At 42.7% G+C, this 25,473-nt stretch carries 21 protein-coding genes, 1 pseudogene and 1 riboswitch; of the genes and pseudogenes, 8 read left to right on the top strand and 14 right to left on the bottom strand.

What is annotated here, in order from left to right; translation table 11 throughout:
* Window positions 1-64: 64 nt before the first annotated feature.
* Genes ACAM37_RS10725 through ACAM37_RS10745 form a run of 5 tightly spaced genes read right to left on the bottom strand, consistent with a single transcriptional unit; the run spans window position 65 to window position 6,210 of the window.
* Window positions 65-1,525, bottom strand: coding sequence for a hypothetical protein (locus tag ACAM37_RS10725; protein WP_369626220.1), 1,461 nt, complete (start codon window positions 1,523-1,525; stop codon window positions 65-67).
* Entirely contained in the window at window positions 1,494-2,693 is a 1,200-nt protein-coding gene (locus ACAM37_RS10730; protein WP_369626221.1) for a TniQ family protein, read from the bottom strand. The genes ACAM37_RS10725 and ACAM37_RS10730 overlap by 32 nt, the downstream gene beginning before the upstream one ends.
* Window positions 2,651-3,550 (bottom strand): TniB family NTP-binding protein, encoded by a 900-nt coding sequence (locus ACAM37_RS10735; protein ID WP_369626222.1) that lies wholly within the window; start codon window positions 3,548-3,550, stop codon window positions 2,651-2,653. The genes ACAM37_RS10730 and ACAM37_RS10735 overlap by 43 nt, the downstream gene beginning before the upstream one ends.
* A 22-nt stretch (window positions 3,551-3,572) precedes the next feature.
* On the bottom strand, window positions 3,573-5,549 hold the full coding sequence (locus ACAM37_RS10740) for a Mu transposase C-terminal domain-containing protein (RefSeq protein WP_369626223.1): 1,977 nt from the start codon (window positions 5,547-5,549) through the stop codon (window positions 3,573-3,575).
* A 10-nt stretch (window positions 5,550-5,559) separates the two neighbouring features.
* Window positions 5,560-6,210, bottom strand: coding sequence for a TnsA endonuclease N-terminal domain-containing protein (locus tag ACAM37_RS10745; RefSeq protein ID WP_369626224.1), 651 nt, complete (start codon window positions 6,208-6,210; stop codon window positions 5,560-5,562).
* A 178-nt stretch (window positions 6,211-6,388) separates the two neighbouring features.
* Between ACAM37_RS10745 and ACAM37_RS10750 the strand changes: the two are divergent.
* A pseudogene (locus ACAM37_RS10750) lies at window positions 6,389-7,045 on the top strand (ATP-binding protein); the annotation flags it as partial.
* A 39-nt stretch (window positions 7,046-7,084) separates the two neighbouring features.
* Here ACAM37_RS10750 and ACAM37_RS10755 read toward each other — a convergent pair.
* From ACAM37_RS10755 to phoU, 3 genes are all read right to left on the bottom strand, one after another.
* Window positions 7,085-7,645 carry a DUF4385 domain-containing protein gene (locus ACAM37_RS10755; RefSeq protein WP_076775610.1) on the bottom strand — a complete coding sequence of 187 codons (561 nt, stop codon included), beginning with the start codon at window positions 7,643-7,645 and terminating at the stop codon, window positions 7,085-7,087.
* Complete coding sequence (locus ACAM37_RS10760; protein ID WP_062333128.1) at window positions 7,632-8,366, bottom strand: phosphoglycolate phosphatase; 735 nt, start codon at window positions 8,364-8,366, stop codon at window positions 7,632-7,634. Before ACAM37_RS10760 ends, ACAM37_RS10755 begins: the two co-directional genes overlap by 14 nt.
* Window positions 8,367-8,506: 140 nt before the next feature.
* The gene (phoU, locus tag ACAM37_RS10765) at window positions 8,507-9,277 is read right to left on the bottom strand and encodes a phosphate signaling complex protein PhoU (protein WP_309596095.1); all 771 of its coding nucleotides are present in this window, start codon (window positions 9,275-9,277) and stop codon (window positions 8,507-8,509) included.
* A gap of 347 nt (window positions 9,278-9,624) precedes the next feature.
* Here phoU and pstS point away from each other — a divergent pair, with 347 nt between their 5' ends.
* Complete coding sequence (gene pstS, locus ACAM37_RS10770; protein WP_282842204.1) at window positions 9,625-10,629, top strand: phosphate ABC transporter substrate-binding protein PstS; 1,005 nt, start codon at window positions 9,625-9,627, stop codon at window positions 10,627-10,629.
* Window positions 10,630-10,709: 80 nt separating this feature from the next.
* On the opposite strand, the gene ACAM37_RS10775 is transcribed toward pstS, so the two are convergent.
* Window positions 10,710-12,095 carry a TolC family protein gene (locus tag ACAM37_RS10775; protein WP_369626225.1) on the bottom strand — a complete coding sequence of 462 codons (1,386 nt, stop codon included), beginning with the start codon at window positions 12,093-12,095 and terminating at the stop codon, window positions 10,710-10,712.
* Window positions 12,096-12,211: 116 nt separating this feature from the next.
* Window positions 12,212-12,314, top strand: a riboswitch (TPP riboswitch).
* 123 nt (window positions 12,315-12,437) lie between these two features.
* Here ACAM37_RS10775 and thiC point away from each other — a divergent pair.
* Window positions 12,438-14,456, top strand: a complete 2,019-nt coding sequence (gene thiC, locus ACAM37_RS10780; protein WP_062333119.1) for a phosphomethylpyrimidine synthase ThiC — start codon at window positions 12,438-12,440, stop codon at window positions 14,454-14,456.
* Between the two features lie 42 nt (window positions 14,457-14,498).
* Here thiC and ACAM37_RS10785 read toward each other — a convergent pair whose 3' ends face one another.
* The 3 genes from ACAM37_RS10785 to dnaJ all read right to left on the bottom strand — a co-directional run bounded on the left by ACAM37_RS10785 (window position 14,499) and on the right by dnaJ (window position 17,893).
* The gene (locus ACAM37_RS10785) at window positions 14,499-15,638 is read right to left on the bottom strand and encodes a restriction endonuclease (RefSeq protein WP_369626226.1); all 1,140 of its coding nucleotides are present in this window, start codon (window positions 15,636-15,638) and stop codon (window positions 14,499-14,501) included.
* Window positions 15,639-15,697: 59 nt separating this feature from the next.
* On the bottom strand, window positions 15,698-16,504 hold the full coding sequence (gene dapB / locus ACAM37_RS10790; protein ID WP_369626227.1) for a 4-hydroxy-tetrahydrodipicolinate reductase: 807 nt from the start codon (window positions 16,502-16,504) through the stop codon (window positions 15,698-15,700).
* A 222-nt stretch (window positions 16,505-16,726) separates the two neighbouring features.
* Complete coding sequence (gene dnaJ, locus ACAM37_RS10795; protein WP_369626228.1) at window positions 16,727-17,893, bottom strand: molecular chaperone DnaJ; 1,167 nt, start codon at window positions 17,891-17,893, stop codon at window positions 16,727-16,729.
* A 253-nt stretch (window positions 17,894-18,146) separates the two neighbouring features.
* Here dnaJ and ACAM37_RS10800 point away from each other — a divergent pair, with 253 nt between their 5' ends.
* Window positions 18,147-18,806: a DUF2939 domain-containing protein gene (locus ACAM37_RS10800; protein WP_369626229.1), complete on the top strand. Its 660-nt coding sequence runs from the start codon at window positions 18,147-18,149 to the stop codon at window positions 18,804-18,806.
* Here the strand turns inward: ACAM37_RS10800 and ACAM37_RS10805 are convergent.
* Window positions 18,803-19,507, bottom strand: coding sequence for a pseudouridine synthase (locus ACAM37_RS10805; RefSeq protein WP_203171241.1), 705 nt, complete (start codon window positions 19,505-19,507; stop codon window positions 18,803-18,805). The two genes, ACAM37_RS10800 and ACAM37_RS10805, sit on opposite strands and share 4 nt — an antisense overlap.
* A gap of 49 nt (window positions 19,508-19,556) precedes the next feature.
* On the opposite strand from ACAM37_RS10805, the gene ACAM37_RS10810 reads away from it, so the two are divergent.
* Complete coding sequence (locus tag ACAM37_RS10810) at window positions 19,557-20,153, top strand: YigZ family protein (RefSeq protein WP_369626230.1); 597 nt, start codon at window positions 19,557-19,559, stop codon at window positions 20,151-20,153.
* Between the two features lie 162 nt (window positions 20,154-20,315).
* A complete protein-coding gene (locus ACAM37_RS10815; protein ID WP_060995902.1) occupies window positions 20,316-21,299 on the top strand; it encodes a YheT family hydrolase in 984 nt (327 codons plus the stop codon).
* 79 nt (window positions 21,300-21,378) lie between these two features.
* On the opposite strand, the gene gdhA is transcribed toward ACAM37_RS10815, so the two are convergent.
* A complete protein-coding gene (gene gdhA, locus ACAM37_RS10820; RefSeq protein WP_369626231.1) occupies window positions 21,379-22,713 on the bottom strand; it encodes an NADP-specific glutamate dehydrogenase in 1,335 nt (444 codons plus the stop codon).
* 293 nt (window positions 22,714-23,006) lie between these two features.
* Between gdhA and mpl the strand changes: the two genes are divergently transcribed.
* Window positions 23,007-24,440: a UDP-N-acetylmuramate:L-alanyl-gamma-D-glutamyl-meso-diaminopimelate ligase gene (gene mpl, locus ACAM37_RS10825; protein WP_369626232.1), complete on the top strand. Its 1,434-nt coding sequence runs from the start codon at window positions 23,007-23,009 to the stop codon at window positions 24,438-24,440.
* Between the two features lie 84 nt (window positions 24,441-24,524).
* Window positions 24,525-25,367, top strand: a complete 843-nt coding sequence (locus ACAM37_RS10830) for a ParA family protein (RefSeq protein ID WP_369626233.1) — start codon at window positions 24,525-24,527, stop codon at window positions 25,365-25,367.
* Window positions 25,368-25,473 lie beyond the last annotated feature (106 nt).

Genomic DNA, 25,473 nt, shown 5'->3' on the forward strand with positions numbered 1-25,473 from the left:
TTAAAAGAGTAAAATTTTTAAGAAATAACTTTTCCTCGTTTCTAAATACATTTATTTCTTGAAATTAGTAATATTTACTCATGATAAATGGTATTGGAAATTTTTTGCCTTCATGATTAATCATAAGACTATTATCTACTTTATCTTTTAAGACTGTAAGTTTTTTAATTGTTTGGAAATTAAGCGATAGACCATGAAAATAAACCAATGCCATTTGAATCCATTTTAATTGGTTCTCATCTGATAAAGGCAGAGGTAATTTAGCCAAAGCCATAAGTTCATTTTCTGCGTCTTTTTTCTTAATCTTTGCAATTATTTTTTTGCTTGGTGACTTAGCTATCAAATTAATTTGATACTGATTTCTTAAAAATACGATAAATGAGCTTAAACTATTTAACTGCCCACTTTTATGCTTTAAATATTCGTCTATTTGCGCTTGGGAAGGCGTAGAATCTTTTTTGAGTTCATACTTGTGATATATATCCACTACAGGTTGTAAGCTTAATCTAACGGTCTTTAAAGCAGTACTCTTTTGCCTTTGTCTTGCTATTAGATAGTCATAATAGTTTCGAATAATAAGCGGTGTGTCATCACCTAATTTTGCAAGAAGTTTTTCAATACGAGATTCCTCAGCAACCTGATTTTTGATATTTTCATCAATAACTATTTGCTGGGTGTCAACTAGCCAGCGTAGAACCGTAAGGTTGTGTCTTAATCCTTCGGGTTTAAACGCTTTAACTAATGACTCATAAGAAGGGATCTTGCCCCACAAACCATCACAGCGTACAAAGAAATCAATAAAGTCATTATGCTTGATATTGGCTTTAACTAAGCCTTTATTTCGACCAAACCATTCAACAAAATCAGCATAACTGTCCTTCATACTTTGTGTTTCAAAAATATGCTGATTTAACTTCACTTCATGAGAAATTTTGCTTGACCAGTAGCAATCCCAACAGCGCTCACCCACGCCAGCCCACATAGTATTGTGGCAACTAGGACAAGGAATTTGACCTTGATTGTGGCACTTTTGACACATTTTTCCGTTAGCTGTATCTATGAGTTTGCGATAGCGCTTACAGCAGGGACAGGTATTATGCGTGTACTTGTGATAGCAATTTTCACAAACTGCCTCATCATGAGGGATATTTTTATATCGTGAAACGTTTGATTTTTCCTCACCACATTCAAAACAAACTTTTTTGGGTTTAAAGTAATTTTGATTGCATACTTGGCAAACACGCCCATAGATAGTATTGGTGCCGTTTTTGACAGCATCTTTCCCACAACGAATACAAGGCTGATGACGCATACAAGTAGGACAAATAAGTTTAGTTTCATCTAAATGAAAGCGATATTGATCACCACAGCTAACGCATGGACGTTTTTTAAAAAACTGTTTATAGCAATTTACGCAGTAAGCTTTATCTTTATACCGTCTATGAACCTTGATATCTGATTTTTTGCAAATATCGCACATAGAATGGTTACTGCTAGTTAAAGGAACGAATACGTTGTTGTTCATAAGCCTCTTTCATTTCCATTTTACGTTGTAACCTTTTCCACGCCTTTTGTACTGATTGCAAGGATTTAGGGTTAATATCATTTGAATTTGATGGATTTTTTTTCCTACTATTATTGGGTAGGTTTGAATAAACAGGCATGAATGCTTTAGGTATCTTAGTTCTTTCAGACCAATTAAAACTATTTTGCGTGATGTTTAAATTGCTACAAACACTTAACCAATCATCTAGTGATTTTTCATAAAGCAAGTAAGCATAGGTCATGAATTTAATGCGTTCATGATTTGATAAATAATCAAATGCTAAACCTGTACTACTATCAGTTAATTCAGGACGAGAATTATCTTGTATTTGTATATCAATCCCCATTTCTTGCATTAATCTATAGAACATATAATTTGGGTTTTGTGTTTTTGCAGTTCTACGTGCAATATTGATTAAAAATAAGATAAATTCAAACCATTCATGAACTTCAATCGATTTATCGAATACGTTTGCTGAATTTGTTCTCAAATGCTGCAAGGCTAATTCTTGTAATGAATAGGCTTCATCAACAATTATCATGTTTCTACAATATTCATCAATAATTCTAGAATCGCAGTGATGACAACGATTAATAAAGCGTGACTGAGCCTGAATTAAATTCGGTTGATAAGGCATGCCGCAAACTGTGCATTTTGAAAGCATACTTACACCATGCTGCTCACAGTAAACATTCCAACTCATACGCCAATGTATTTTAAGATGCGCTTTTTCATCATCCACCATACAGAGGGGACAATAGTAGTAACCCAATCTAGATCGGGTATTTCGCTTAGATAGTGGCAAAGTCCATGTATTACTCACATTCTGACTTTTAGCTAATGAACCCATTTGGTTACTGATATAGGTTAAATTTTGAGTATCGAAAAGAGTTTGATCAGTATCGGATAAAATTGCCATTTCGCTATGAATGGCATCATCAATGGTGTTAAAACCCTTATCAACATCGTAAGTCCAAAGTCGATAATCTGACCAGTAGAATTGCGTCAAAACCAAAGGATCACATCCTTGATTTAATGCTGCTCTTACAAGCCACGATGTAATACTTTCATCGTTTAATAAGGGAGTTTTGACAGCTAAAGGCTTTAGCCAATAAGCTGACGTAAGCCTTTTGTTGGTTTGAGCCATGCGTGATCTCGAATAATATCCAAAGTTATGCGTTCCTCGCCTGTTTCAATAGCTTTTCTTGCACAAGTGGTAACTAAGCGATGTATATTGCCTAAATTACCTTCTGAAATTGTATGTATCTGTGTAGCTAATTCTGCTTGTGCTAGATTAGATGGATGTTTTAATGGTAAAGTGGCTTCAATTCTAAATAGCAATTTTTGAAATTCGGTATCTAATTTCCAAACAGGTAGCTGAATAACATCAAATCGGCTGGCGTGTTGAGGATCAGTGTGTAAAACACGAACAGCATCTTTTGTACCGACACCAATAATCGGTATTTGCAACTCATTACATAGTAACTTAATCGCATTCATTACCTGACTTTGCTGTCTAGCAGTTCCTGTTAGCAATGAATGAAATTCATCAATAACAAGCATTTTGACGTGAAATTCTCGAAATAAATGAATCGCTTGATACCTAAGTTTGGCTGATGAATCAGAGTTTTTGTATGGAACAGCAAAACGTTCTATTAAAGAGATATAGAGTTCTTTTTCATTTGCTGTGGGTGGTGATTCGGCAGTTATGATAGGTTTGATACCATTATGATTCTCATCAATGTAAGGCTCACCATTTAACTTCACAAAGCGCCTTATTAAGGTTGTTTTCCCGTTGTTTGAATCACCAATCAAAAGCAGATTTGGCATTCTATCTCGCTTTGGGGCATTAAGAAGCTCACTTAACTTATCCATAGTTTTGTTAGCAACCTCATAGCCAATCCAACGAGGTTCCTGTAGGAAGCCTATCCGAGTAGCGTTGTCTGCGAAAACAAGATGACGAAACTTTTCATGTATATGACTGTGCGGTGCTTCATTATCCATACTATCCCCCTATTAATTAAGGCTAATCGATCTCACCCATATCAAATTTAAATGTATCTGTTAATAAACCACTTTCTACAACCACAGGTTTTTGGCTACTTTTAGTTTCATTAGTAGCTGCTTTTGGCTTTGCACTCTTGATTGGTTCACTAGGTTTTATATCTATTAATTGATTTGATATTTCCTCTTGAACACTTATTGTTTTATCAATCATGGTTTTATTAACCTGCTTAATTAATTTCTCATGCGATTTTTGTCGCTGTTGCTGACGTCTAGCTTTTTTAGTGCTTTGAGTAGAACTCTCGACAATTTCGCGCATTTCTGTAATAGCTTCGTATACTTGATGATCGTTTAAATACTTATCACCTTTCTGCTTAATCGATTTTCTAGCCTGTTGTAGTTCCCACAAGCTAATAGCAGGAATGTTTCGATTGGCAAGACAAACTTTGAAATATTCTTTAATAATTGGATCGTAAAACCAAACCTGACTGATATCACGAGGGTCACGCTTAAAAATGTACGTTTCTTTTTTTCCGTTATTTCCTGTTTTATTAATAAAAGCATTTAGACACGTATCGTAATAACGTAATCCATCAATCGTTACACCAAAATGCTGCACAGTTCTTTCAAAAATTGGCATGAAGTCTAGTAACAATGTCTTACTATCTTGAGGGTATGCAGGAATTCCGATACCTTCTTGGTGGTCGTTACCAAAGATACCTAGTTTCCACTGTGCCATTGGGCTTGTACCTAAAGCACTATGCTTACGTTTGTTATAGACTTTAACAATAAACGTAAGTAGCCATTTTTCAAATTCATCTAACGTAAGGGCAGCTTCTTTTTCAGAGTTATAACCCTCACGTTTTTGAATATTTGAGAAAGTTGTTCCATGAATATTGTGTACTTCTTTCATAAAAGTACCTATCAAACGTTCAATATGACCACCATATTGAGGACGAGCAACAGGTCTGAACTCAAGCTGGATGTTGTTTATCTGACAAGCTTTGGCAAATGTTTTCGATTGAAAATCCGACCCATTATCAACGTGAATCTTATAGGGATATCCAAATACCGCCCAATCAGCATCATCTAAACCAAATTGATGTAACAAATCATCTTTAGGCAAAATACTTCTAGCGACACACATTGCAACAGAAGTTGCGGAAGGTTCATCTAAAGACAGATAATAGCCTGTGATAACTCGGCTATATACATCAATTGCCAACGTTAAGTAAGGTCGCCCAATCGGTTTGCGGTGCTGACTATCAACTAAAATTAAATCCACAGGCGTATGGTCAATCTGAACAACGCTTAACGGTGAATTAGCATTAGGAAATTGATTTGGCGTTGGAGTGAAACGATTCTTAGCAAGTTCACGTTTGCCACGTCTCTGCAAAGCTTCTTTTTCATCAATTTTTTTGATTCTTAACTTAATTGCATTACGACTTGGCTGCTCAACACCTTCTTTATAACAAATTCGATAAACCTCACGACAGGTTTGTTCAATGGTTGGTCTAACCTTCGTTAAATAGAAGTTCTCGATAACCCTCTGAATAACTTCCTCTTGTTTTTTATCTAGTCTAGAATTTCCTTCCACCCAGCCTGATTTTCTATCAATTAAACCTATTAGAGAGTTAGTTGTTTGATAAGCATTTAGCCATCGGTAAAGGCTACGGAAAGGGACATTAATTTCTTTTGCTCTTTCTCGCACACTTACACTTTTAGATTCTAATAATGGTTTAATAGCGTCATATTTTTCTTGAGCTTTCTTTAATTGTTCATCGGAAATTTCACTTAAATCAGTTTTGATGTATTCATCATTAGTTGGAACATTTTGTAAGTCAATTAGTTTAACAATTTCAGTCTTTAGGGTAGATAAATTACGAACGTATAACTCATCGCTATCAGCAAGAAATTCAAGCATCTCACATTCTTGCTGAGTATCCTTTAAAAGATAGACATTTCCTTTTTGTAAAATGATTTTGTCATTTTTCGGCATACTATTAACCTCAATTAAATTCTTTGGGATTCAAGCAAACGACTAATTTTTCGTCTATCGGTTCAAACAAATCGAATCCTATTTTTTTGGTGTACATCATGAAATACAGCAGTCTTTTCAAATGGTCTTTTTCAATTTTGCTACTTAAAACATCAATAACATTACCAATGGTCGGATTTGAAAACGAGCTAACAGTTTCTAAAACTAATTCAACCTCACTTTCTTTGTAGCTAATCCGAAAGTATTTAGATAAAAATACTATGTTTTGAAAAGCTAAGTGATGAATCCGTGTCTCATCAAAAATACGAAACTGATAGCCATGCTCTTTGCAATAGCTAAGCATCGCTTTCCATTTAACTGACCACTCACGCCAATTTTCTTGCCATAATTCTTTAGGCTTCACTTCAACTATCAATGGTTTCTTATTTGTACTTTTATCAAATTCGATATAGAAATCAGGTGTATAGGGGTATGTTCTATTATTTTTTTCAAATTTAATGGTTACAGGCTGCGGTACAATCTCTATAACATTCTCTAAAAAAGTAAAATAAATTAAAAAATCTCTTTCTAGCGTTGATTCGTATTGAATACTATTTCCCTTATAGGGAATTCGACCAGAAATACTAATTCTAGTGGGTTTAATTTTCCTAGATTGCTTCATATTTTTCCAGTTAAATCAGTTACTTAATTCAATTTTAAGATTGTGTCATGTTATTAGGACATCCTATAAGATTGTGCCACAAATTTCAATACATTTGTGCCACGAATTTAGGTTATTCAAGTGTAAAAAAAAGGGTTTTTGACCCTATTTTGTGACACGAATTTCGGATAATTACAGCGGCTCATCGCCCAAACCCGGTGAAATCACGCTCGCCAATCGGGGGGTGTTATTTTTGGATGAGATTCCAGAGTTTGATCGCAAGGTGCTTGAGGTACTCAGACAGCCCATTGAGAACAAAGAAATTGTCATCAGCCGTGCCAACTCTCAAGTACGCTTTCCCGCCAATTTTCAGCTGGTAGCAGCGATGAATCCCTGCCCCTGTGGCTACTATGGGGATAAATCAGGTCGCTGCCAGTGCCGACCCGAGCAAATCAAACGCTATCAAGAAAAGCTATCAGGACCTTTGCTAGACCGTATTGATTTGCATATTACCGTGCCTGCCCTGCCTGCCAGTGATTTGCAGTCAGCACAGAGGGGCGAGTCTTCTGCGGTAGTGCGTGAGCGGGTGATACAAGCCTATCAGCGTCAGCAAGCCAGACAGGGCAAAGCCAATAATGAACTCTCCCCCAGTGAACTTGACCAATTTGCGCCGCTTGGCGATGCAGAAAGTCGTATTTTGGCAATGGCACAAAGTCGGCTGAATCTGTCCGCACGTGGCTATCATCGCGTCCTTCGCGTCGCCCGCACGATTGCGGATTTGGCAGGCAGTGACAATATTCAGACACCGCATCTGACAGAGGCATTAAGTTATCGTAGTCAATTAACGAATGCCTAATTTTCGTGCTAACTCATCATAGAGCAAGATATAGCAAGCCTATAAAAACGGATGCTCGCGAAAAAACGTGGGAGGCAGGTTATCGTATTGGGTGTCGTTGACGTATTTGGCTTCAAACTGTTTTTTTAGCGCTTTATAATCCGCATTGGCTCGGCATTCATCCCATTTTTGCTTAAAAATTTGCGCGGATTGGGCTTTGATTTGTGCGGATTCAAGCTGCTGTGATTGCTGTGGCAATTGCTCACGCCCATGCGCCCCACTTTGTCCTTTTTTAGCGTCAGGGACAGCGCCGTCGTATTTTTTGCCCCCTTTGTGATTGGCATAACGACGCGAGCGCGTATAACCCATTTGGATAAATTTACGCGCCATATCAGCACCGACAAAATCCCCTTGGGCAAGGTAGTCCAAAAACATCGCATAGATGGTATCACTGCTCTCACGCGCAAGTTCTGGCGTAGCAAATCGCCAATGCGGTAAAATCTCGGATTTATACGGCTCTACCAATAATACCCCTTGCTCACCGCGCCCCACCCGATACAACGCTGGATGCTCGCGAAAATTCAGCGTGTCAAAGTTGAGATGATAGTTAAACTCGTGCATGACTCAAAAACTCGGTCAGCGTGGCAAAGTCATCAAAGGTTTGGGTCGGATGATAATCGCGAATATCCTGCCCATAATTATAGCCATACGACAACCCAAGCGTATCCATGCCCGCGTTTTGCCCTGCCAAAATATCGTTTTTGGAATCACCAATCATATAGCTTTGAGCGATGCTAAAGCCCAGTTTGTCACAGACGTGCAGTAGCGGCATCGGGTCGGGTTTTTTGGCAGGCAAACTATCGCCACCCAAAATATAGGCAAAAAGGGCTTGCCAACCCAATTTTTCGACAATCGCAGGAACAAAATCAATGGGTTTATTGGTGGCAATAGCGAGGGTATAGCCTTGCTCTTTAAGCTGACGCAACCCTTCGCCCACCCCTGCATAGGGCTGGGTTCTGACACAGGTGTTTTGATGGTAGTAGTCAAAGAATAGAGCAAGCGCCTGATTGGTATCATCTTCCGTGAGATTGGGGTCAATGGTTTGTGAGCCTGATAAGGCACGTTGCACCAATACTTTGCCGCCATTGCCCACCCAGTTGCGGATGACATCTTCGCTAAAGTTGGCTTTGCCAAGCGCGGTTAACATCGCATTGACGGCGTCAGCCAAATCTGGCACGCTATCAATCAACGTACCGTCCAAGTCAAAAATAAGTAACGATTTTTGGGTGATATTTTCCCCAGTGGATGGGGGGATTGGGCTATTAAGTGATTCGCTAGACATGGTGTTTCCTATCGTTTTTTCACCAAAAATTAATAGGCTACAGTGTAGCAGAATCACTTAAAAATACCATGCAACCGTCCATTAAAATAACCTAACCCTGACAACCAATTCCGGCTAAGAGCAGGTTTGACTAAAAAACGTTAGTTTTCGCCATTACTCGGTTGATAATCTAGTGAGGCATCAGCGATTTCATTGCTAGCTTCGGGATTCAGCGCGCTGTCCTTTTTGGCGCCCAGTTTTTGATAACGCACATCTTCACCGGTAATACAAAAAATCAATTGCTCAGAGATATTACGCGCATGCGCACCAATACGCTCTATCGAACGTAGCACCCATAAAATATCAATGACTTTTGCTACATAGCGACCATCTTCCATGATGTATGTCATCATCGCGCGTGACGCAGATTTGTACATTGCATCAATTTCACTATCCTGCTCTATCACTTGGTAAGCACCTGTTGCATCAAACTTGGCAAAGGCTTCTAGCGCATTTTTTAGCATCATCTGCACAAAATTACCCATTTGATGCGCTTCATGATACCCAATCGGTGATTGACCTTCACGGGTGGCACGGCGCGCCATCTTGGCGATTTTTTTGGCTTCATCACCAATACGCTCAATGTCAGCACTGCATTTGCTCACTGCCATGATTAGGCGTAAGTCGGTAGCAGCAGGTTGACGACGTGCCAATACTTTGACCACCAAATCATCAAGCTGCTGCTCAGTAAAGTTGATTTCTTTGTCACCATCAATGACATCTTCGGCAAGCGCCACATCACTTTTTACCAAAGATTCAATTGCTTTGGTGAGATTGGCTTCTGCCATGCCACCCATTTTTAAAAATAAATTGACCAAGTTTTGTAAATCTTGGTCATAACTTTTTGATAAATGCTCACCAATTAAATTCATATTTCCCTTCCTAACTCATGGATTGTGACTCATGGACTGTGCAAAATTGTGATTAAAAAAGCCGTTAAAGAAAAGCTAACTATAACTAAAAATTACGACAAAATGATGAAAAATAGCGCGCCTATTCGCTGATATTGCATCATATAAACCGAGCAAAAAACCTAACAAACATTTCAATGTCATCAAACTTTAACATAACCGTAATAGATTTGACATTTTGTTACATTAACATGGCAACAATTTTTCAGCGTTGGGTGATTTAAAACGCGACACATTAGTTGGCGACGCCCTAAGCTAAGTTACCATCTTCCCTGACAATCATCTCATTTGTCCATCAAGGAATTATTATGAAACTATCACATTTAATCGTCAGTGTGGCATTCGCTGCTGTAGGCGTACAAGCCAATGCTGTCAACATCACAGGTGCTGGTGCAACCTTCCCACAACCTGTTTACTCAAAATGGGCGAGCGACTACCAAAAAGCAACGGGTAACCAAGTAAACTATCAAGGTATCGGATCTTCAGGCGGTATCAAACAAATCCAAGCAAAAACGGTTGATTTTGGTGCCACTGATGCGCCAATGAGCCCAGCAGAGCTAAATGCCAGCGGCTTAATCCAATTCCCCGCAGTCATTGGTGGTATCGTACCTGTGGTCAACATCGCTGGCGTCAAACCCGGTCAATTAAAACTATCGGGCACCGTCCTTGCTGACATCTATATGGGCAAAATCACTACTTGGAACGATGCACGTATCCAAGCATTAAACCCAGGCGTTGCCCTACCTGCCGCTAAGATTACTACCGTTAATCGCTCAGACGGTTCAGGTACTACTTTCGTATTTACTAACTACCTAAGCCAAGTATCAAGCGATTGGAAAGCAAAAGTAGGCGCGGACAAAACCGTTAAATGGCCCAATGCTTCAGCAAGCGTAGGCGGTAAAGGTAACGAAGGCGTATCAAGCAACGTACAACGTGTTGCAAACTCCATCGGTTATGTTGAGTATGCTTACGCAAAACAAAACCGTTTAGCTTATACCCAACTTCAAAACCGCGCCGGTAAATTTGTGATGCCAGACGATTCAACGTTTGCAGCCGCATCAAACATTAACTGGGCACAATACCCTGGTTTTGCGGTGACGATTACTAACATGCCAGCAGCCAACGCTTGGCCAATCTCTGCAGCGACGTTCATCCTCGTACCTCGTACGGGCGGTGCAAAAGCCAAAGAAGCGCTTAAATTCTTTGACTGGGCATTTACTAACGGCAATGCACAAGCAACTGCACTCGACTACGTTCCGCTACCTGCCGGTACTAAAGCTGCGGTTCGTAAAGAATGGACGAAAGTTAAATAGTCATTTGCGTCAGCTTACTAGATTAACCAACCCTGCCGATAGGCGGGGTTTTTTAGCTTAAAATTTTGCCAAAAAAAGCATTACATCAGCTGATTATCTAGCACTTTGACCGTCTCATCGGTCAGATTGCCCGCAGCTTTTTGTAGGTCAATGTAGGCATTTAAATAATCAAAATACGCATTAATCAAATCGCGTTTGGCAGCGTGATATTGGCGTTCTGCCAGTAGTGTATCTACCATCGAGCGCACCCCCAAATCATAGCCTGTTTTTGACGCTTGGGCGACGCGGCGATTAGCCTCCACGGCAACTTGCTGGGCTTTAATCGTGGCACGCTGTGCGATCAAATTTAGATACGCTTGGCTAGTTTGAGTCATCGCAGCTTGGTACGCATAGGCGAGGCGACTTTTTGCCGCTTGCGCTTGCAGATTGCCTTGCTCAACGCCTGCCCGCGTCCGCCCACCGGTATAAAACGGAAAATCCACTTCCACCCCAAAGCTATAATTGGTGCCATCAATAGCGCTTTGGTTATTATGGGTATAGTCTTGCCACCCCACATTGCCTACCAAATCGACACGGGGATAGGTATTGGCTTTGAGATAATCGACTTGTTTGTTAGCAATCGCCACTTGGGTTTGTGCTAACTGAATATCGAGATTATTATTTTGTGACTGCTGCATCCAGTTGTCGATACTTTGACTTGCCACAAGATTCAAATCAGGCGGTAACTTGATACTGTCTAGCTGATTGATTGGTTGACCGGTGAGCAGTGATAACTGCTGTTTGGCATTTACGATTGCCACGTCATTGTTGGCGATAGAGGCGCTGACGCTTTCAAGCCTTGCACGGCTCTCTTCGGTATCTACCCGCGCCGCTACCCCTTGCGCGAGTCGCGCTTGCATCATGTCATTTTGTGCTTTGAGTGCGGTGAACTCGGCATTAAGGCTATCTGTCATCGCTTCAGCGCGCAATACATTGAGATAGGCTTTGCTGATTTGCTCGATGAGTTGTTGGTGCTGCTGTAATAGCTGGATGTCATTGGCTTGACTGGCGAGCACGGCTTTTTCATAATTTGCCCATTTATCAGCACGAAACAAGGCTTGGCGCAGTCCGATACCAATTTGGCTTACGCTATTGCCCGTGTCAGGGATGTTATCATCTTTGGGATAAAACTGGTTATGTTTGACACTGCCTTGTAGTCCCACTTGCGGCAGCATATCGCCAAACGCTAGCTGCACATTTTTTTGCGTTGCCAAATAGTCATATTGCTGCCCTGCCCAATTGCCGTTGGTGCGCTGGGCTGCACTATACAATTCCCACAAATCCTTTGCCATCGCGGCTGGACTGAGGGACATCGACCCTATCAATGACACTGCCATCGCCCCTAACCGCCATCGGGCACCAGTCGCTTTACGATTCCACAAACCGATACATTCCATATCAATAATTACAACATTTTCAACAACCAAGGAGCCTCTATCATACCGATAGTTGTCAAAAAAATCAGTAATTTAGTTGAGTAAATCATCGTCACAAAATGGCTAAAAATCTATTAGGTAAACCTGTGAGTTTTTGTTAATATGGAGGTATTGACTCGGGGTGCAGTTGGATGACATACCAACGGCTGAGACATACCCGCCGAACCTGACACGGTTAATACCGTTGTAGGGAAGTCGTCTATTAGGTTAGTTAGATGAGTGTTTTACTAGAACCAGTTTTTTCTAGAATCAGTTTTTTTAGAAACAGTCACACTCACCTATCTTCGCCCGAGTCCAGCAAACCATCACTTCATAACATAACATGGACTCGCTATGAACCAACTTACCAACGTTACCCACAAGACCCCTGCCCACCGTGACCCTACCGACGACCGCTTTGAAGAAGAAGCGCGTGATTTGACGCGCGCCTTGCCGGCATCTCGCAAAGTCTACATCCAAGGCTCACGCCCTGACATCCAAGTGCCGATGCGGGAAATCACCTTGACCGATACTCCGGTGGGCGGTTTTGGCAAGGCAGAAGGCGAAAAAAATCCACCGTTTTATGTGTATGACACCTCAGGGGTGTATACCGACCCCAATGTCGAAATTGACCTGACTAAAGGCTTACCAAAACTGCGTCAAGCTTGGATAGAAGCGCGTGGCGACACCGAGCAGCTTGCCAAACTCTCAAGCCAATACGGCAACGAGCGTGCCAATGACATCGCCACGGCTAACCTACGCTTTGGGCATATCGATAAGCCAAGACGAGCGCTCAATGGCAAAAACGTCACCCAAATGCACTACGCCAAACAAGGCATCATCACCCCAGAGATGGAATACATCGCCATCCGTGAAACCCAAAAACAGCATGACCTGACAGATTTGCGTCAGCACGCTGGTAACAACTTTGGTGCCAATACCCCCAAAATTATCACCCCAGAATTTGTGCGTGCCGAAGTCGCCGCAGGACGGGCGATTATTCCCAATAACATCAACCACCCCGAATCAGAACCGATGATTATTGGGCGCAATTTTTTGGTCAAAATCAATGCCAATATCGGTAATTCAGCCCTGGGCTCTAGCATTGACGAAGAAGTTGCCAAAATGACCTGGGCTACCCGTTGGGGCGCGGACACCATCATGGACTTGTCAACCGGTAAGCATATCCATGAAACCCGTGAATGGATTATCCGTAACTCCCCCGTGCCCATCGGTACCGTACCGATTTATCAAGCTTTAGAAAAAGTGGATGGCGTTGCCGAAGATTTGACATGGGACATCTTTAAAGACACCTTGATTGAACAAGCCGAGCAAGGTGTTGATTACTTCACCATTCACGCGGGCGTACTGCTGCGCTACGTACCTGTGACCGCCAATCGTTTGACAGGCATCGTCAGCCGTGGCGGCTCGATTATGGCGCAGTGGTGTCTTGCCCATCATAAAGAGAATTTTCTTTATACCCACTTTGAAGACATTTGCGAGATTATGAAAGCCTACGATGTGGCATTTAGTCTGGGTGATGGTTTGCGCCCCGGTTGCCTACAAGACGCCAACGATGATGCGCAGTTTGGTGAGCTCAAAACCTTGGGCGAGCTGACCCAAGTGGCATGGCAACATGACGTACAGGTTATGATTGAAGGTCCAGGGCATGTTGCCATGAACCGTATCAAAGAAAACATGGACTTACAGCTTGAAGTCTGTAAAGAAGCGCCTTTTTATACACTTGGACCTTTGACGACGGATATCGCGCCAGGCTACGACCATATCACATCCGCCATTGGTGCGGCGATGATTGGTTGGTACGGCACGGCCATGCTGTGCTATGTCACGCCAAAAGAGCATTTGGGCTTACCCAATAAAAAGGATGTCAAAGACGGTATCATCACTTACAAAATCGCCGCACATGCAGCGGATTTGGCAAAAGGACACCCAGGTGCCCAAGCACGGGATAACGCCTTGTCAAAAGCACGTTTTGAGTTTCGCTGGGATGACCAGTTTAATCTGAGCCTAGACCCAGACACGGCTCGTGAATTCCATGATGAAACCTTGCCAAAAGAAGCGCATAAATCGGCGCATTTTTGCTCGATGTGCGGTCCAAAATTCTGCTCGATGAAAATCACCCAAAACGTGCGGGATTATGCTGCAGGGCTTGAGTTTAATAAGCCACAGCTTGGGCAAGACATCACCCCTGATACAGGTGAGTTATCAGATGCCAGCCACGCTATCAAGCAGGTGGATACTGAGTTGGTCGGTCAAGTCGGTGAAGCGTCTGCCGATGAGGTCCGCCTAGGTATGGAGCAGATGAAGCAAAAATTTATTGAAGAAGGTAAACAGCTGTATAAAGAAGTTTAAATTTTTTGGTAAAAAATAGGGTAGTTAATCTACCTTATTTTTTTAATACCGCTTAATTTTTTCAAAAAAATCATTGTCCAGTACAAGTTTTGGCTTAGAATCTACTTGCTTTAACCCCACTTCATGCTCCATCATCAGCTCAATTAGTGCCATTTGGTCAATCAGGATTAAACTATGCGACTCAAGGTTTTCAAAATAATCGAGCGCGGGTTTGGTAAAGCTAGTTGTGGTAATAAAAATACCATGATGGCTCTCTTTCTGCGGTGGATAGCCGCCCACAAAGTTTCTTAATTCGCGATTTGAAATATTATTACCTTGGGAGTAAAGTTTTGCTTGAATATAGTACGTATGCCGTTCTTCATTAGAAAATATTTGAGTAATCATACCGTCAATACCGCCGTCATTGGCTTTTCCTGTATGGTGCGAACTTAAGTTACTTTCTGGACTTTCATTCTCTAGTGAACGCTCTACCAATTTTAGGCAAAACCATTCAAATTGCAATGGTGTTAAATTATCAAGTTGGGTCAATATCATATCTGGGGTAACTTTTACATTGCCATCACTGACCATGGCATCTTGATAGTTATTCATAAATAATGACGTGCGGCGCGTTGTCTCATTGATAAAATAGTTAATCAATGGGTCACCACGTTTGCCATACGCCACTTGATTAACTTTTTTAAGATCTTGAAAAGACTTTTCATCAAAGCGTTTTAAGTTTGCGATATAATCATTATTTGGGATACCTTTCATAAGATATTGTGAAAAATTTTCATTGGCTAACCAAAAAAATATCTTGCCAAGTGGATCTATCCTAACAAGATTTTTTATGGTTACTTTTTCATCAAAGGTAATTAAGCTTGCAAACTCTTTACCAATATTTGGCTGCAAACTAAAACAGTTCTCTTTGATAACACCCATGGCAGATAAGCACATTAATATCAAATTAGTCAGTGGCTCGTAACAAGGTGTCCCTTCCTCATATTCATTTTGAATGTCAAATTGGCTTAAGTAGCTAATACTTTTTTGATCGTCACTTAATTGGGCAACCTTATCAAACTCACGAAAAAATAAGTTTTGACTAATACTGCTACGCCCACTAAGATTCTTTAGCGTTTGAATCCCTGAATTTAGTAAATCACCAAATGGGGGTAATTTGGTGATATTTGCTGTTTCGCCCATTATTGTTTCCTTCAATACATTAGCCTTATCTAGTAAGCATCGAACCCATATGCGTTAATTTAGTCTTTCAGCCCAAGCACATCTTGCATATCAAACTGTCCCGTTTGCTGCTCATTGACCCATACCGCCGCACGCACCGCCCCTGCGGCAAAGGTCATGCGCTCACGGGCTTTATGGGTGATTTCAACTATCTCGCCATCGGCGATAAACATCACCGTATGGTCGCCGACAATCTCGCCACCGCGAATGGCATGGATACCAATCTCGCCTGCTTTGCGCGCGCCAGTTTGACCTTCTCGACCATAGATCGCCACGTCTTTTAGGTTTTGACCGCGTCCTTTGGCAACCGCTTCAGCCATCATATAAGCGGTGCCCGATGGCGCATCAATTTTGTGTTTATGGTGGGCTTCGATGACTTCGACATCGGCGCTGTCGCCAAATGCTTTGGCAGCCATTTCAAGCAGTTTAAGGGTTAAATTCACCCCAGTTGAGTAGTTGCCTGCATATACGATGGCGATTTTTTCACTTGCCTGTTTTAAGATGGCGTTTTGTTCATCATTTAGGCCTGTTGTCCCAATGACCATATTGACGCCTTGATCAGCACAAAGTTGTAAGTTTTTGGCAGTCGACTCAGGCAAGCTAAAATCTATGAGCACATCAATATCATCAATCACTGCTGCCAAGTCATCGACCAAAGCGACATTAGTTTTATCAAGATTAACTAGCTCGCCCGCATCCACGCCCAACAAGCTTGAGCCTTGACGCTCTATCGCCCCTGCAAGGGTAGTTTGTGGATTTTGTGCCACTGCTTGAATCAACATACGTCCCATGCGCCCACCTGCGCCTATGACCCCGATTTTTACCATTTGCTTATCCTTTATCTCGCCCAATTACCTAGTGTAACTTGCTAATTTGATTTTCTAGTCTCATTTTCTTGCATAACTTTCTAAGTTCAAATCATAACAGCTTGTCTCGCTGAATCCTAGCTTAACCCGATACTGGCTTATGCCAAAAAAAACCCTTGCAATCATTACAAGGGTTTAATGTTTCACGTGAAACTTCTATAAAACAATATATATCAATAAAACTTAGTCAAACAAGTCTTTGACATCTTCTTTGAGTTTATCAAAGAAGGATTTTTTCTGTGGTGATTGTTGATGATCACCCATGGATGATTGTAGCTGACGAAGTAGCTCTTTTTGTTCGTTGTTAAGGTTGGTCGGTGTTTCAACCACCACACGGCATAACAGGTCACCTTTCATCGTGGTGCGCACGGGGGTAACGCCTTTGCCTTTGATACGGAATACTTTGTGGCTTTGGGTGCCTTCGGGAATGCGTAAATTGATACGTCCTTCAAGCGTTGGCACTTCCACCTCACGACCTAAGGCTGCATCTGCAAAGCTAATTGGCACATCCATGTATAAATCAGCGCCTTCACGGGTAAAAATAGGGTGCTGTGCCACACGGATTTCAACATACAAGTCACCGCTTTCACCGCCTGTAATCGCTTCACCTTCGCCCGTTAAACGTACCCGATCGCCATTGTCGATGCCGGCAGGAATGGTGACTTCAAGGGTGCGTGATTTTTCTTTAACACCTGAGCCATGACAGTCATTGCAAGGATTCTTGATTTGTTTACCTGAGCCGCCACAGTTGGGGCAGGTTTGTTGCACAGCAAAAAAGCCTTGCTGCATACGTACCACACCCGCACCACCACAAGTTGCGCAGGTCACGATATCGATGCTGTCTTTGGCGCCCTTACCATCACAAGTTTCACAAGGGGCAGGTGCGGTAAAGGTAATTTCTTTTTTTGTCCCTTGCACCGCTTCTTCAAGCGTCAAATCAAGCATATAGCGTAAATCTGAGCCGCGTCTGCTACGTCCACCCCCTGTGCGCCCCCCAAAAATGTCGCCAAAAATGTCTTGGAAGCCGCCCGCGCTGCCACCACGACCGCCGCCCATGCCGCCAAAAATATCGCCAAAAATGTCTTGGAAGTTTCCACCGCCAAAGCCGCCACCGCCCATGCCATTCTCAAACGCGGCATGCCCCATACGGTCATACGCTGAGCGTTTGTCGTCATCACTTAGCACTTCGTACGCCATCGAGGCTTCTTTGAATTTTTCTTCGGCGGCAGGGTCATCAGGATTACGGTCTGGATGATATTTCATCGCAAGTTTGCGGTAGGCTATTTTGATTTCTTGTTCATTAGCGGTTTTATCTACCCCTAATACTTCATAAAAATCGCGTTTTGACATAGTAACTCCTTTGGCAGCATAGTGTTGACAGTACGGAAGAGTGGGTTCGACCGGTAGCAACGTTTAACAGCTGCCAAACCTTTGAAAGACTAAAATTTAAAAATATGCAATATAGTGGCGATTTTTGTTAAATAATCAAGCAAATAATCGGCTATCAGCGCAAAAATATTTTCCTTTTTTTGCAAGAAAAATACGCAATAGCCTAGCCCGTTGTTTTAAACTAATTAGCAAACTCTAACCCTGATAGTCATTTATGAAAAAAGTATTATCTTTGCTAATCATCCTGGCACTGATTGTCGTCGCATGGGTATTTGCCTCCCCTTATTGGGCAATGTACCAACTGAAAAAAGCCTATGATGCACAACAAGCAGACACTATCAGTGCAGCGATTGAATTTACGCAACTGCAGCAAAGTATCAAATCACAGCTAACCCCTGTATTGGTGGAAAAAGCCAATCATGTGGCAAAATCCCCTATTTTGCAGATGCTCAATATCACGCTAAACCCTGATGACCTAGTGAATAAAATGGTCAATCAAGCCGTGGATAATACCGTCACGCCAGAGGGCGTACAGTATGCGCTGACAGGACAAGCGACTAGCGAGCCGCTCAAAACAAACGTCAAACTGCTAGGAGGGTTGGTGGCGGTAGCGATGGATAAGATTGATATCAAAGACTTGATTTTAGCGCGCAATTCAGCTGAGCTTAATCAAAAAATTAAACAACAACTGCAATCGCCCAATCCCAATGCCACCACAGCAACGTCGCAGACCCAACCGACCACACACTATTGTGGTTTTAACTGTTTTGAAGTCACCGGACAGGTGCGTGGCTACCCGTTAACGCTCCACTTGCAGCGCCAAGGGCTTATTCATTGGAAAATCGTGGGTGTGACGCTGCCGCTAAATGATTAAAACTGGTCAATTTCTTCAGCGGTCAAAAATCGGCTTTCGCCTTTTTCTAATCCTTCCAAGGTAATGTTACCGATGCTGGCACGGTGTAACTCAATGACTTTATTGCCAAAGTAGCCCATCATGCGTTTGACTTGGTGATATTTGCCTTCCGTGAGTACCAACTTGGCATGGGTAGCATCAGAAAAACTTAACTCAGCGGGTTTGGTTTTATCATACTCGTCCTCAAGCATGATGCCTTTTGCCAATTCTTGGATAGCAAATGCCTGTTGTGCTTCAGTCATTGGCTCGGCAAGGGTCAACTCATACACCTTTGCCACATGATGTTTGGGGCTGGTGACACGGTGCAAAAAGCCACCATCATCGCTCAGTAGCAGCGCACCTGTGGTATCGACATCGAGTCGCCCCGCAATCCGCAAACTACCTAGCTGGGGTACATCAATCAAGTCTGTAACAATCGGCCACTCTTTTGGCTTTAGGGTGCACTCAAAGCCTTCTGGCTTATATAATAATAAGTAGCGATTGCCCATCGCGACCGATAATGGCTCACCCGCCCATTCGATATCGTCACCCACTTCATCGATATGTAGGCTTGCATCTTTGACCACCTCGCCATTGACAGTGACTTCGCCTGCGTGCAAGATTTTTTTGCAGTCTTTGCGCGATAGCTCGGTGGCTTTGCTTAAAAATTTGTCTAAACGCATTTTTTTGTTATCCTATTGCTTGTTTTGTTTATTGTAACATAGATTAACCATGACCTATTACACGCTTAGCGACCCATGTACTGCCACACTTGAGATTAAAAAAAGCCAATTTTTGGGCTTTGGCTTTGCCATTGATAACCGCGAGCAATTAATGTTTCACGTGGAACAATTATGCAGCCAGTATCCCGATGCGCGCCATGTCTGCTATGGCTATATTATTGGCGACCCGCATAACACTACCTCGGCAGGGTTTGATGACGATGGTGAGCCCAGTGGTACGGCAGGCAAGCCGATTTTAAACGTGTTACAACACAAGGGCATTGGTAACTGTGTGGTCATTGTGGTGCGTTACTTTGGCGGTATCAAACTTGGTGCAGGCGGGCTGACACGTGCCTATAGTAGCAGCGCACAAGCCGTGGTTGATAACATGAATTTGCACGCGTTTGTGCCGTTAAGCGTGATAATGATTGAAACCGATTTTGCCAATGAGTCCTTTGTCAGACATACATTAGATGGCTTTAATGCCACGATTTTGAAGGTTGATTATGGTAAAAATGTCGTTTTGACCGTAGAGGCTGAGCAAAAGTCGGTTCAAGCCCTCAGCGAAAAAATCGGCTTTTACGGGACTGTGAAAGCCAGTGAATAACCAAAAGCAAATAACCACAGCAGTAGCGTAAAAGTGATAGCCTAGCAAAATTGTTCTCAAAAAAACCTACAAAATACCCCAAACTTAGCTCATAAGTCGCCATGAAAAAACTGTCAAAAAGCCGTAAAATAGTCAAAAATCATAACAATCACTAGGTATATTATGAACATTCATCAACTACCCCTAACGCCATTTCGCACCCCGTTTTTCTTAGCCAACCCCCACGTTCAAACCATTTTACCCAAGTTTATCAAACTGCCAAAACCCAATTATCAGCGACACCTTCACCCTGACCGTACCGGTACCACCCAAGTGGCTTATGACTTTGTATTTGCCAATACCGATAATCAGCCAAACCTTGATAAGCCATTGGCGGTGATGTTTCATGGGCTTGAAGGCAGTAGCGACAGCCATTATGCCATTGCCTTTGCCCACCAAGCGCACCGATTGGGGTATGATGCGGTTATTGTCCATTTTCGCGGCTGCGGCGGGGTGGATAATACCTCAGAACTGGACTATAACGCGGGTGATACTGCCGAAGCGGTGCATATGTTTAACCTGCTAAAAACTCAGTACGGTTATAGCCGAATTGTAGCCAGTGGCGTGTCGCTCGGTGCCAATATGCTGGCGCGTTATATGGGTGAGCAAGGCGATGCAGCTGCCTGTGAAGCAGCGGTGGTGATTTCTGCGCCCGTCGATTTGACAACTTCGGCAAAAGCCATGCATCGTTTTGTCGCCAAACGCGTGTATACGCCTTATTTGCTCAATCCTTTATTGCAAAAAGCCTTAAAAAAGGTAGACGAGCCAGCATTAATCAACGCCTTAAAAAATATCAAGATGATTGATGAGTTTGATGAGTTATATACCGCGCCGCGTCATGGTTTTGGTACAGGGGCGAATTATTACATCCAGGCCTCTGCCCTACCTGTACTCAAAAACATCACTAAACCCACGCTGATTATCACTGCCAAAGACGACCCATTTTTGGGCATTCTTGCCACCCAAGCCGATGTGTCACCTTGCGTGCGCTTACTGTACAGCCAGCATGGGGGACATGTGGGCTTTGTACAATTACAAAACAAGAAACTCAATGTAAATTGGCTGCCTAGCACCAGCTTTAAATTTTTTCAGGCTTGTGCTGACTGATTGCTATGGCTTCAATAAAAAACGCCATCACAATGACGGCGCTTTTTATTTATTAAAGTTAATGAGAGGTTTTTTATTATTATAGAATGCCGTAATTCACCATGGCTTTAGCAATCTTGTTAAAACCTGCTAGATTGGCGCCTTTTTTATAATCAATGCTGCCATCCGCTTGTTTACCATGGTTAAAACAATCGTCATGGATATTTGTCATGATGGTTTTTAATTGCTCATCAAGCACCGCAAAGGTTGCGTATTGACGTACCGAGTTTTGTGACATCTCAAGACCCGATACCGCAACCCCACCGGCATTCGAGGCTTTTCCCGGCGCATAGATGACGCCATTACTTTGGAAAATGGCGATGGCCTCGGCATCACTGGGCATGTTGGCACCTTCTGCCACGTATTTAACGCCATGATTGACCAAATTTTGTGCATCTTGCCCGTTGATTTCGTTTTGGGTGGCGCAAGGTAGGGCGATATCGGCTTTGATATGCCATGGGCGGCTACCGTCTATCCATTCAGCGTCATCACTGGTGCCGACGAAGTCTTTTAAACGTTTGTCTTGCTCTTTATAAGTTTTGAGCGCTTCAATTTGCTCTAAGGTAAAGCCATTCTTGAGATATAAGGTACCTTTTGAGTCTGATAATGTCAGTACCTGTGCGCCAAGCTCAATACATTTTTGTGCCGCATGTAGCGATACATTGCCCGCACCTGAGACTAGGACAGTCTTAGCCATCAAACTATCATGATGGGCTTCTAGCATGTTTTGTAAAAAATACACAAGACCAAAACCCGTTGCCTCGGTACGAATCAAGCTACCACCTTGTCCCACCGTCTTACCGGTTAATACCCCCGTAAACTCCCGATTAAGCGTCTTATACATGGCGAACATATAATTAATTTCGCGGCCGCCGACACCGATATCACCCGCAGGTACGTCTATATCTGCACCAATATAAGGCGCTAATTCGCGCATAAAGGCATAGCAAAATCGACGGATTTCGGCGTCTGATTTACCTTTTGGGTCAAAGTCTGAACCGCCTTTACCCCCACCCATAGGCAAACCGGTCAATGCGTTTTTAAAGATTTGTTCAAACCCTAAAAATTTTAGTACCGAAAGATTCACACTGGGATGAAAACGGATACCGCCTTTGTAAGGACCTAATGCATTGTTAAATTGCACACGCCAACCGCGGTTGACTTGAACATTGCCTTGGTCATCTTCCCAGTTTATACGAAATTGAATAACACGGTCGGGGTTGGTTAAGCGGTCAAATAGATTAAGGTGTTGATAAACAGTGGATTGGTCATAAACCGCTGCGATATCTTCCCAGAATTCTTCGACCGCTTGTATAAACTCTGGCTCATTGCTATGACACTGCTTTAAAATGCTTAATAACTCACTGCTTTTCATACCACTCCTCAATTCTTTAACTTCATAAAAATAGTGCAAAAACACTATTTTGGTGAATTTATAGTAACTTATCACTGTCATAGTAATTTGTAAAACTATTTTTCTGTACCTCTTTGGCACGGTTTTGGCACGGTGGGTTGCCGAAAACTAGACATGGGTGTTTGCGAGCAAGTTAACCTGCAACTGGATTTAATAGCTGACAAAGCATGATTTGTCCTTTAAAATTGTTAATTTTTAGCAAGGTTTAGCGGCTTTGGTTAGCCGCTAATGCGTATTTGACCTAAGGCAAACTTATGCACATTCATATTCTTGGTATTTGTGGTACCTTCATGGGCTCGTTGGCGCTGCTTGCGCGTGACCTTGGACATACCGTGACAGGCTCGGACGCTAATGTCTATCCACCAATGTCCACCCAGCTTGAAAATGCGGGTGTTGAGATTATGCAAGGGTACGCCGCCAGTCATTTACAACCTGCACCTGATTTGGTGATTGTCGGCAATGCCATGAAGCGCGGCATAGAGGCGGTTGAATATATGCTCAATGAGCGTATTCCTTATACCTCAGGTCCGCAGTTTTTGGCAGAGCAAGTATTGCAATACCGTCATGTATTAGCCGTCGCAGGCACGCATGGCAAAACCACCACTACCACCATGCTGGCGTGGATTTTACACTATGCAGGCATTGATGCCGGCTTTTTGATTGGTGGCGTGCCACTTGTTGATACCCCAGATGAACGCCTAAAAAAAGCGTTTGCCCACAGTAGTTATTTGGGTAGTGATAAAACTGCGGATCATGAAGGTTACTTTGTCATCGAAGCGGATGAGTATGACAGTGCTTTTTTTGATAAACGCTCTAAGTTTGTTCACTATCGCCCAACCACCGCAATTTTAAACAACCTTGAATACGACCACGCCGATATCTTCCCAAACCTTGCCGCCATCCAAACCCAGTTCCATCACATGGTACGTATGATACCGTCAAATGGCAAAATCATCATGCCAGCAGATACCGAAAGCTTGGAAGAAACCCTTAAAAAAGGCTGTTGGACCCCGATTTGGCGGACAGCGATTGCTGCCACTAATTCCCAAGCGGATTGGCAAGTCAAGCTAGTGAAACAAGACGGAAGCCAATACGAAGTCATGTTTGATGGTAACACGGGACAAGTCAATTGGCAGATGAGCGGGCTACATAGCGTCAATAATGGTTTAGTGGCAATTGCAGCAGCCTACAATGTTGGCGTATCAGTTGCACAAGCCTGTGAAGCCTTATCTAATTTTGCGGGTATCAAACGCCGTATGGAGCTGGTCGGTACAATTGATGACAACGGCAAGCATATAGAAGTTTATGACGACTTTGCCCACCACCCAACCGCCATTGAAACCACGCTCGATGGCGCCAAAAAACGTTTTGCGGATAACCCAAACCGTAAAATCTGGGCAGTGATTGAACCACGTTCAAACACCATGAAACTCGGTACCCACCAAGGTTTGCTTGCGCCGTCAGCGAGTATCGCCGACCAAGTCATTTGGTATCAACCTGCCAATCTAGATTGGTCAGTTGCCGATGCGATTGGCAATGCTGCCAACCAACAAGTGATGACATCGACCGATGCGATTATTGAGCATATTGCAGCGCACATTGGCGATGACGATGCAGTGATTGTGATGTCAAATGGCGGCTTTGAAGGCATTCATGGTCGACTGGTGAAGGCACTGCAGCAAGCCTAACTGTTCTAACCTTGTAAATTTGCTAGCAAAAATCGTGATTTTTTAGCATACTCATGATTACTTGTACAAATATTAGGTTACACAATGCTTACCCGAGTCATTTTTAATCAAAAAGGCGGTGTTGGTAAATCCAGCATTGCTGTCAATCTTGCCGCGATGAGCGCCCATCAAGGTTTGCGTACCTTACTTATCGACCTTGACCCACAGTGCAACGCTACCCAATATATCATCGGCGATGCGGCCACAGACATTCATCCCGCGCATATCACAGAACCCAATATTGAAAATTTCTTTTCGCAAACCCTGCAAGCGACGTCTAGCCCTATGCCGATGATGTTTGCATTTCCGTTTGGCGGTATGACGGGTAGTCGCAATCAGGGGTTGGAGCACTGTATTCACACTACCCGATTTGATAATTTATCACTGATTCCAGCCAGCCCGATGCTTGCCGATATTTTGCAGCCCCTTGAAAGCAAACATAAAATTTATAAATTAAAAGACGGCTTAAACCTTTTAAGTCAGCGGTTTGATCGGGTGTACATTGATACACCACCGGCGTTTAACTTTTTTACTTTGTCGGCATTGATCGCGGCTGATCGTGTTATCGTCCCGTTTGATTGTGATATTTTCTCCAAACGCGCGCTGCAAACCTTGGTGCAAAACATCTTAGAGACGCGCCAAGACCATAATAGTGACTTGTTAATTGAAGGTATTATCGTCAATCAGTTTGACCCACGTGCCAATTTACCCAAAGAAGTGGTACAAACGTTGGTCAATGAAGGCTATCCTGTGTATGACACCAAACTTAGCCCTTCAATTATCATGAAACAATCTCATCATCAAAGTTTGCCGCTGATTTATTTGGACCCCAAACATAAACTCACCCAACAATACGCTGCACTTTATCAAGAAATCGAATCCAGATAACGGAACTTACATTTAATCGTCTCTACTGACATAGCATTACATTAAATAAAAAATTCTCTTAATACTTCAAAGAGAACTTACATAATTAACAAACCAACATTTTAAC

Origin of the sequence: Moraxella sp. K23, from assembly GCF_041154765.1 — a bacterium.
GTDB lineage: Bacteria > Pseudomonadota > Gammaproteobacteria > Pseudomonadales > Moraxellaceae > Faucicola > Faucicola tetraodonis.

Coding starts and splice junctions, on each gene's coding strand:
- ACAM37_RS10725 (WP_369626220.1), bottom strand. CDS start 1,525: ATGAACAACAACGTATTCGTTCCTTTAACTAGCAGTAACCATTCTATG.
- ACAM37_RS10730 (WP_369626221.1), bottom strand. CDS start 2,693: ATGGCTCAAACCAACAAAAGGCTTACGTCAGCTTATTGGCTAAAGCCT.
- ACAM37_RS10735 (WP_369626222.1), bottom strand. CDS start 3,550: ATGGATAATGAAGCACCGCACAGTCATATACATGAAAAGTTTCGTCAT.
- ACAM37_RS10740 (WP_369626223.1), bottom strand. CDS start 5,549: ATGCCGAAAAATGACAAAATCATTTTACAAAAAGGAAATGTCTATCTT.
- ACAM37_RS10745 (WP_369626224.1), bottom strand. CDS start 6,210: ATGAAGCAATCTAGGAAAATTAAACCCACTAGAATTAGTATTTCTGGT.
- ACAM37_RS10755 (WP_076775610.1), bottom strand. CDS start 7,645: ATGCACGAGTTTAACTATCATCTCAACTTTGACACGCTGAATTTTCGC.
- ACAM37_RS10760 (WP_062333128.1), bottom strand. CDS start 8,366: ATGTCTAGCGAATCACTTAATAGCCCAATCCCCCCATCCACTGGGGAA.
- phoU (WP_309596095.1), bottom strand. CDS start 9,277: ATGAATTTAATTGGTGAGCATTTATCAAAAAGTTATGACCAAGATTTA.
- pstS (WP_282842204.1), top strand. CDS start 9,625: ATGAAACTATCACATTTAATCGTCAGTGTGGCATTCGCTGCTGTAGGC.
- thiC (WP_062333119.1), top strand. CDS start 12,438: ATGAACCAACTTACCAACGTTACCCACAAGACCCCTGCCCACCGTGAC.
- ACAM37_RS10785 (WP_369626226.1), bottom strand. CDS start 15,638: ATGGGCGAAACAGCAAATATCACCAAATTACCCCCATTTGGTGATTTA.
- dapB (WP_369626227.1), bottom strand. CDS start 16,504: ATGGTAAAAATCGGGGTCATAGGCGCAGGTGGGCGCATGGGACGTATG.
- dnaJ (WP_369626228.1), bottom strand. CDS start 17,893: ATGTCAAAACGCGATTTTTATGAAGTATTAGGGGTAGATAAAACCGCT.
- ACAM37_RS10800 (WP_369626229.1), top strand. CDS start 18,147: ATGAAAAAAGTATTATCTTTGCTAATCATCCTGGCACTGATTGTCGTC.
- ACAM37_RS10805 (WP_203171241.1), bottom strand. CDS start 19,507: ATGCGTTTAGACAAATTTTTAAGCAAAGCCACCGAGCTATCGCGCAAA.
- ACAM37_RS10810 (WP_369626230.1), top strand. CDS start 19,557: ATGACCTATTACACGCTTAGCGACCCATGTACTGCCACACTTGAGATT.
- ACAM37_RS10815 (WP_060995902.1), top strand. CDS start 20,316: ATGAACATTCATCAACTACCCCTAACGCCATTTCGCACCCCGTTTTTC.
- gdhA (WP_369626231.1), bottom strand. CDS start 22,713: ATGAAAAGCAGTGAGTTATTAAGCATTTTAAAGCAGTGTCATAGCAAT.
- mpl (WP_369626232.1), top strand. CDS start 23,007: ATGCACATTCATATTCTTGGTATTTGTGGTACCTTCATGGGCTCGTTG.
- ACAM37_RS10830 (WP_369626233.1), top strand. CDS start 24,525: ATGCTTACCCGAGTCATTTTTAATCAAAAAGGCGGTGTTGGTAAATCC.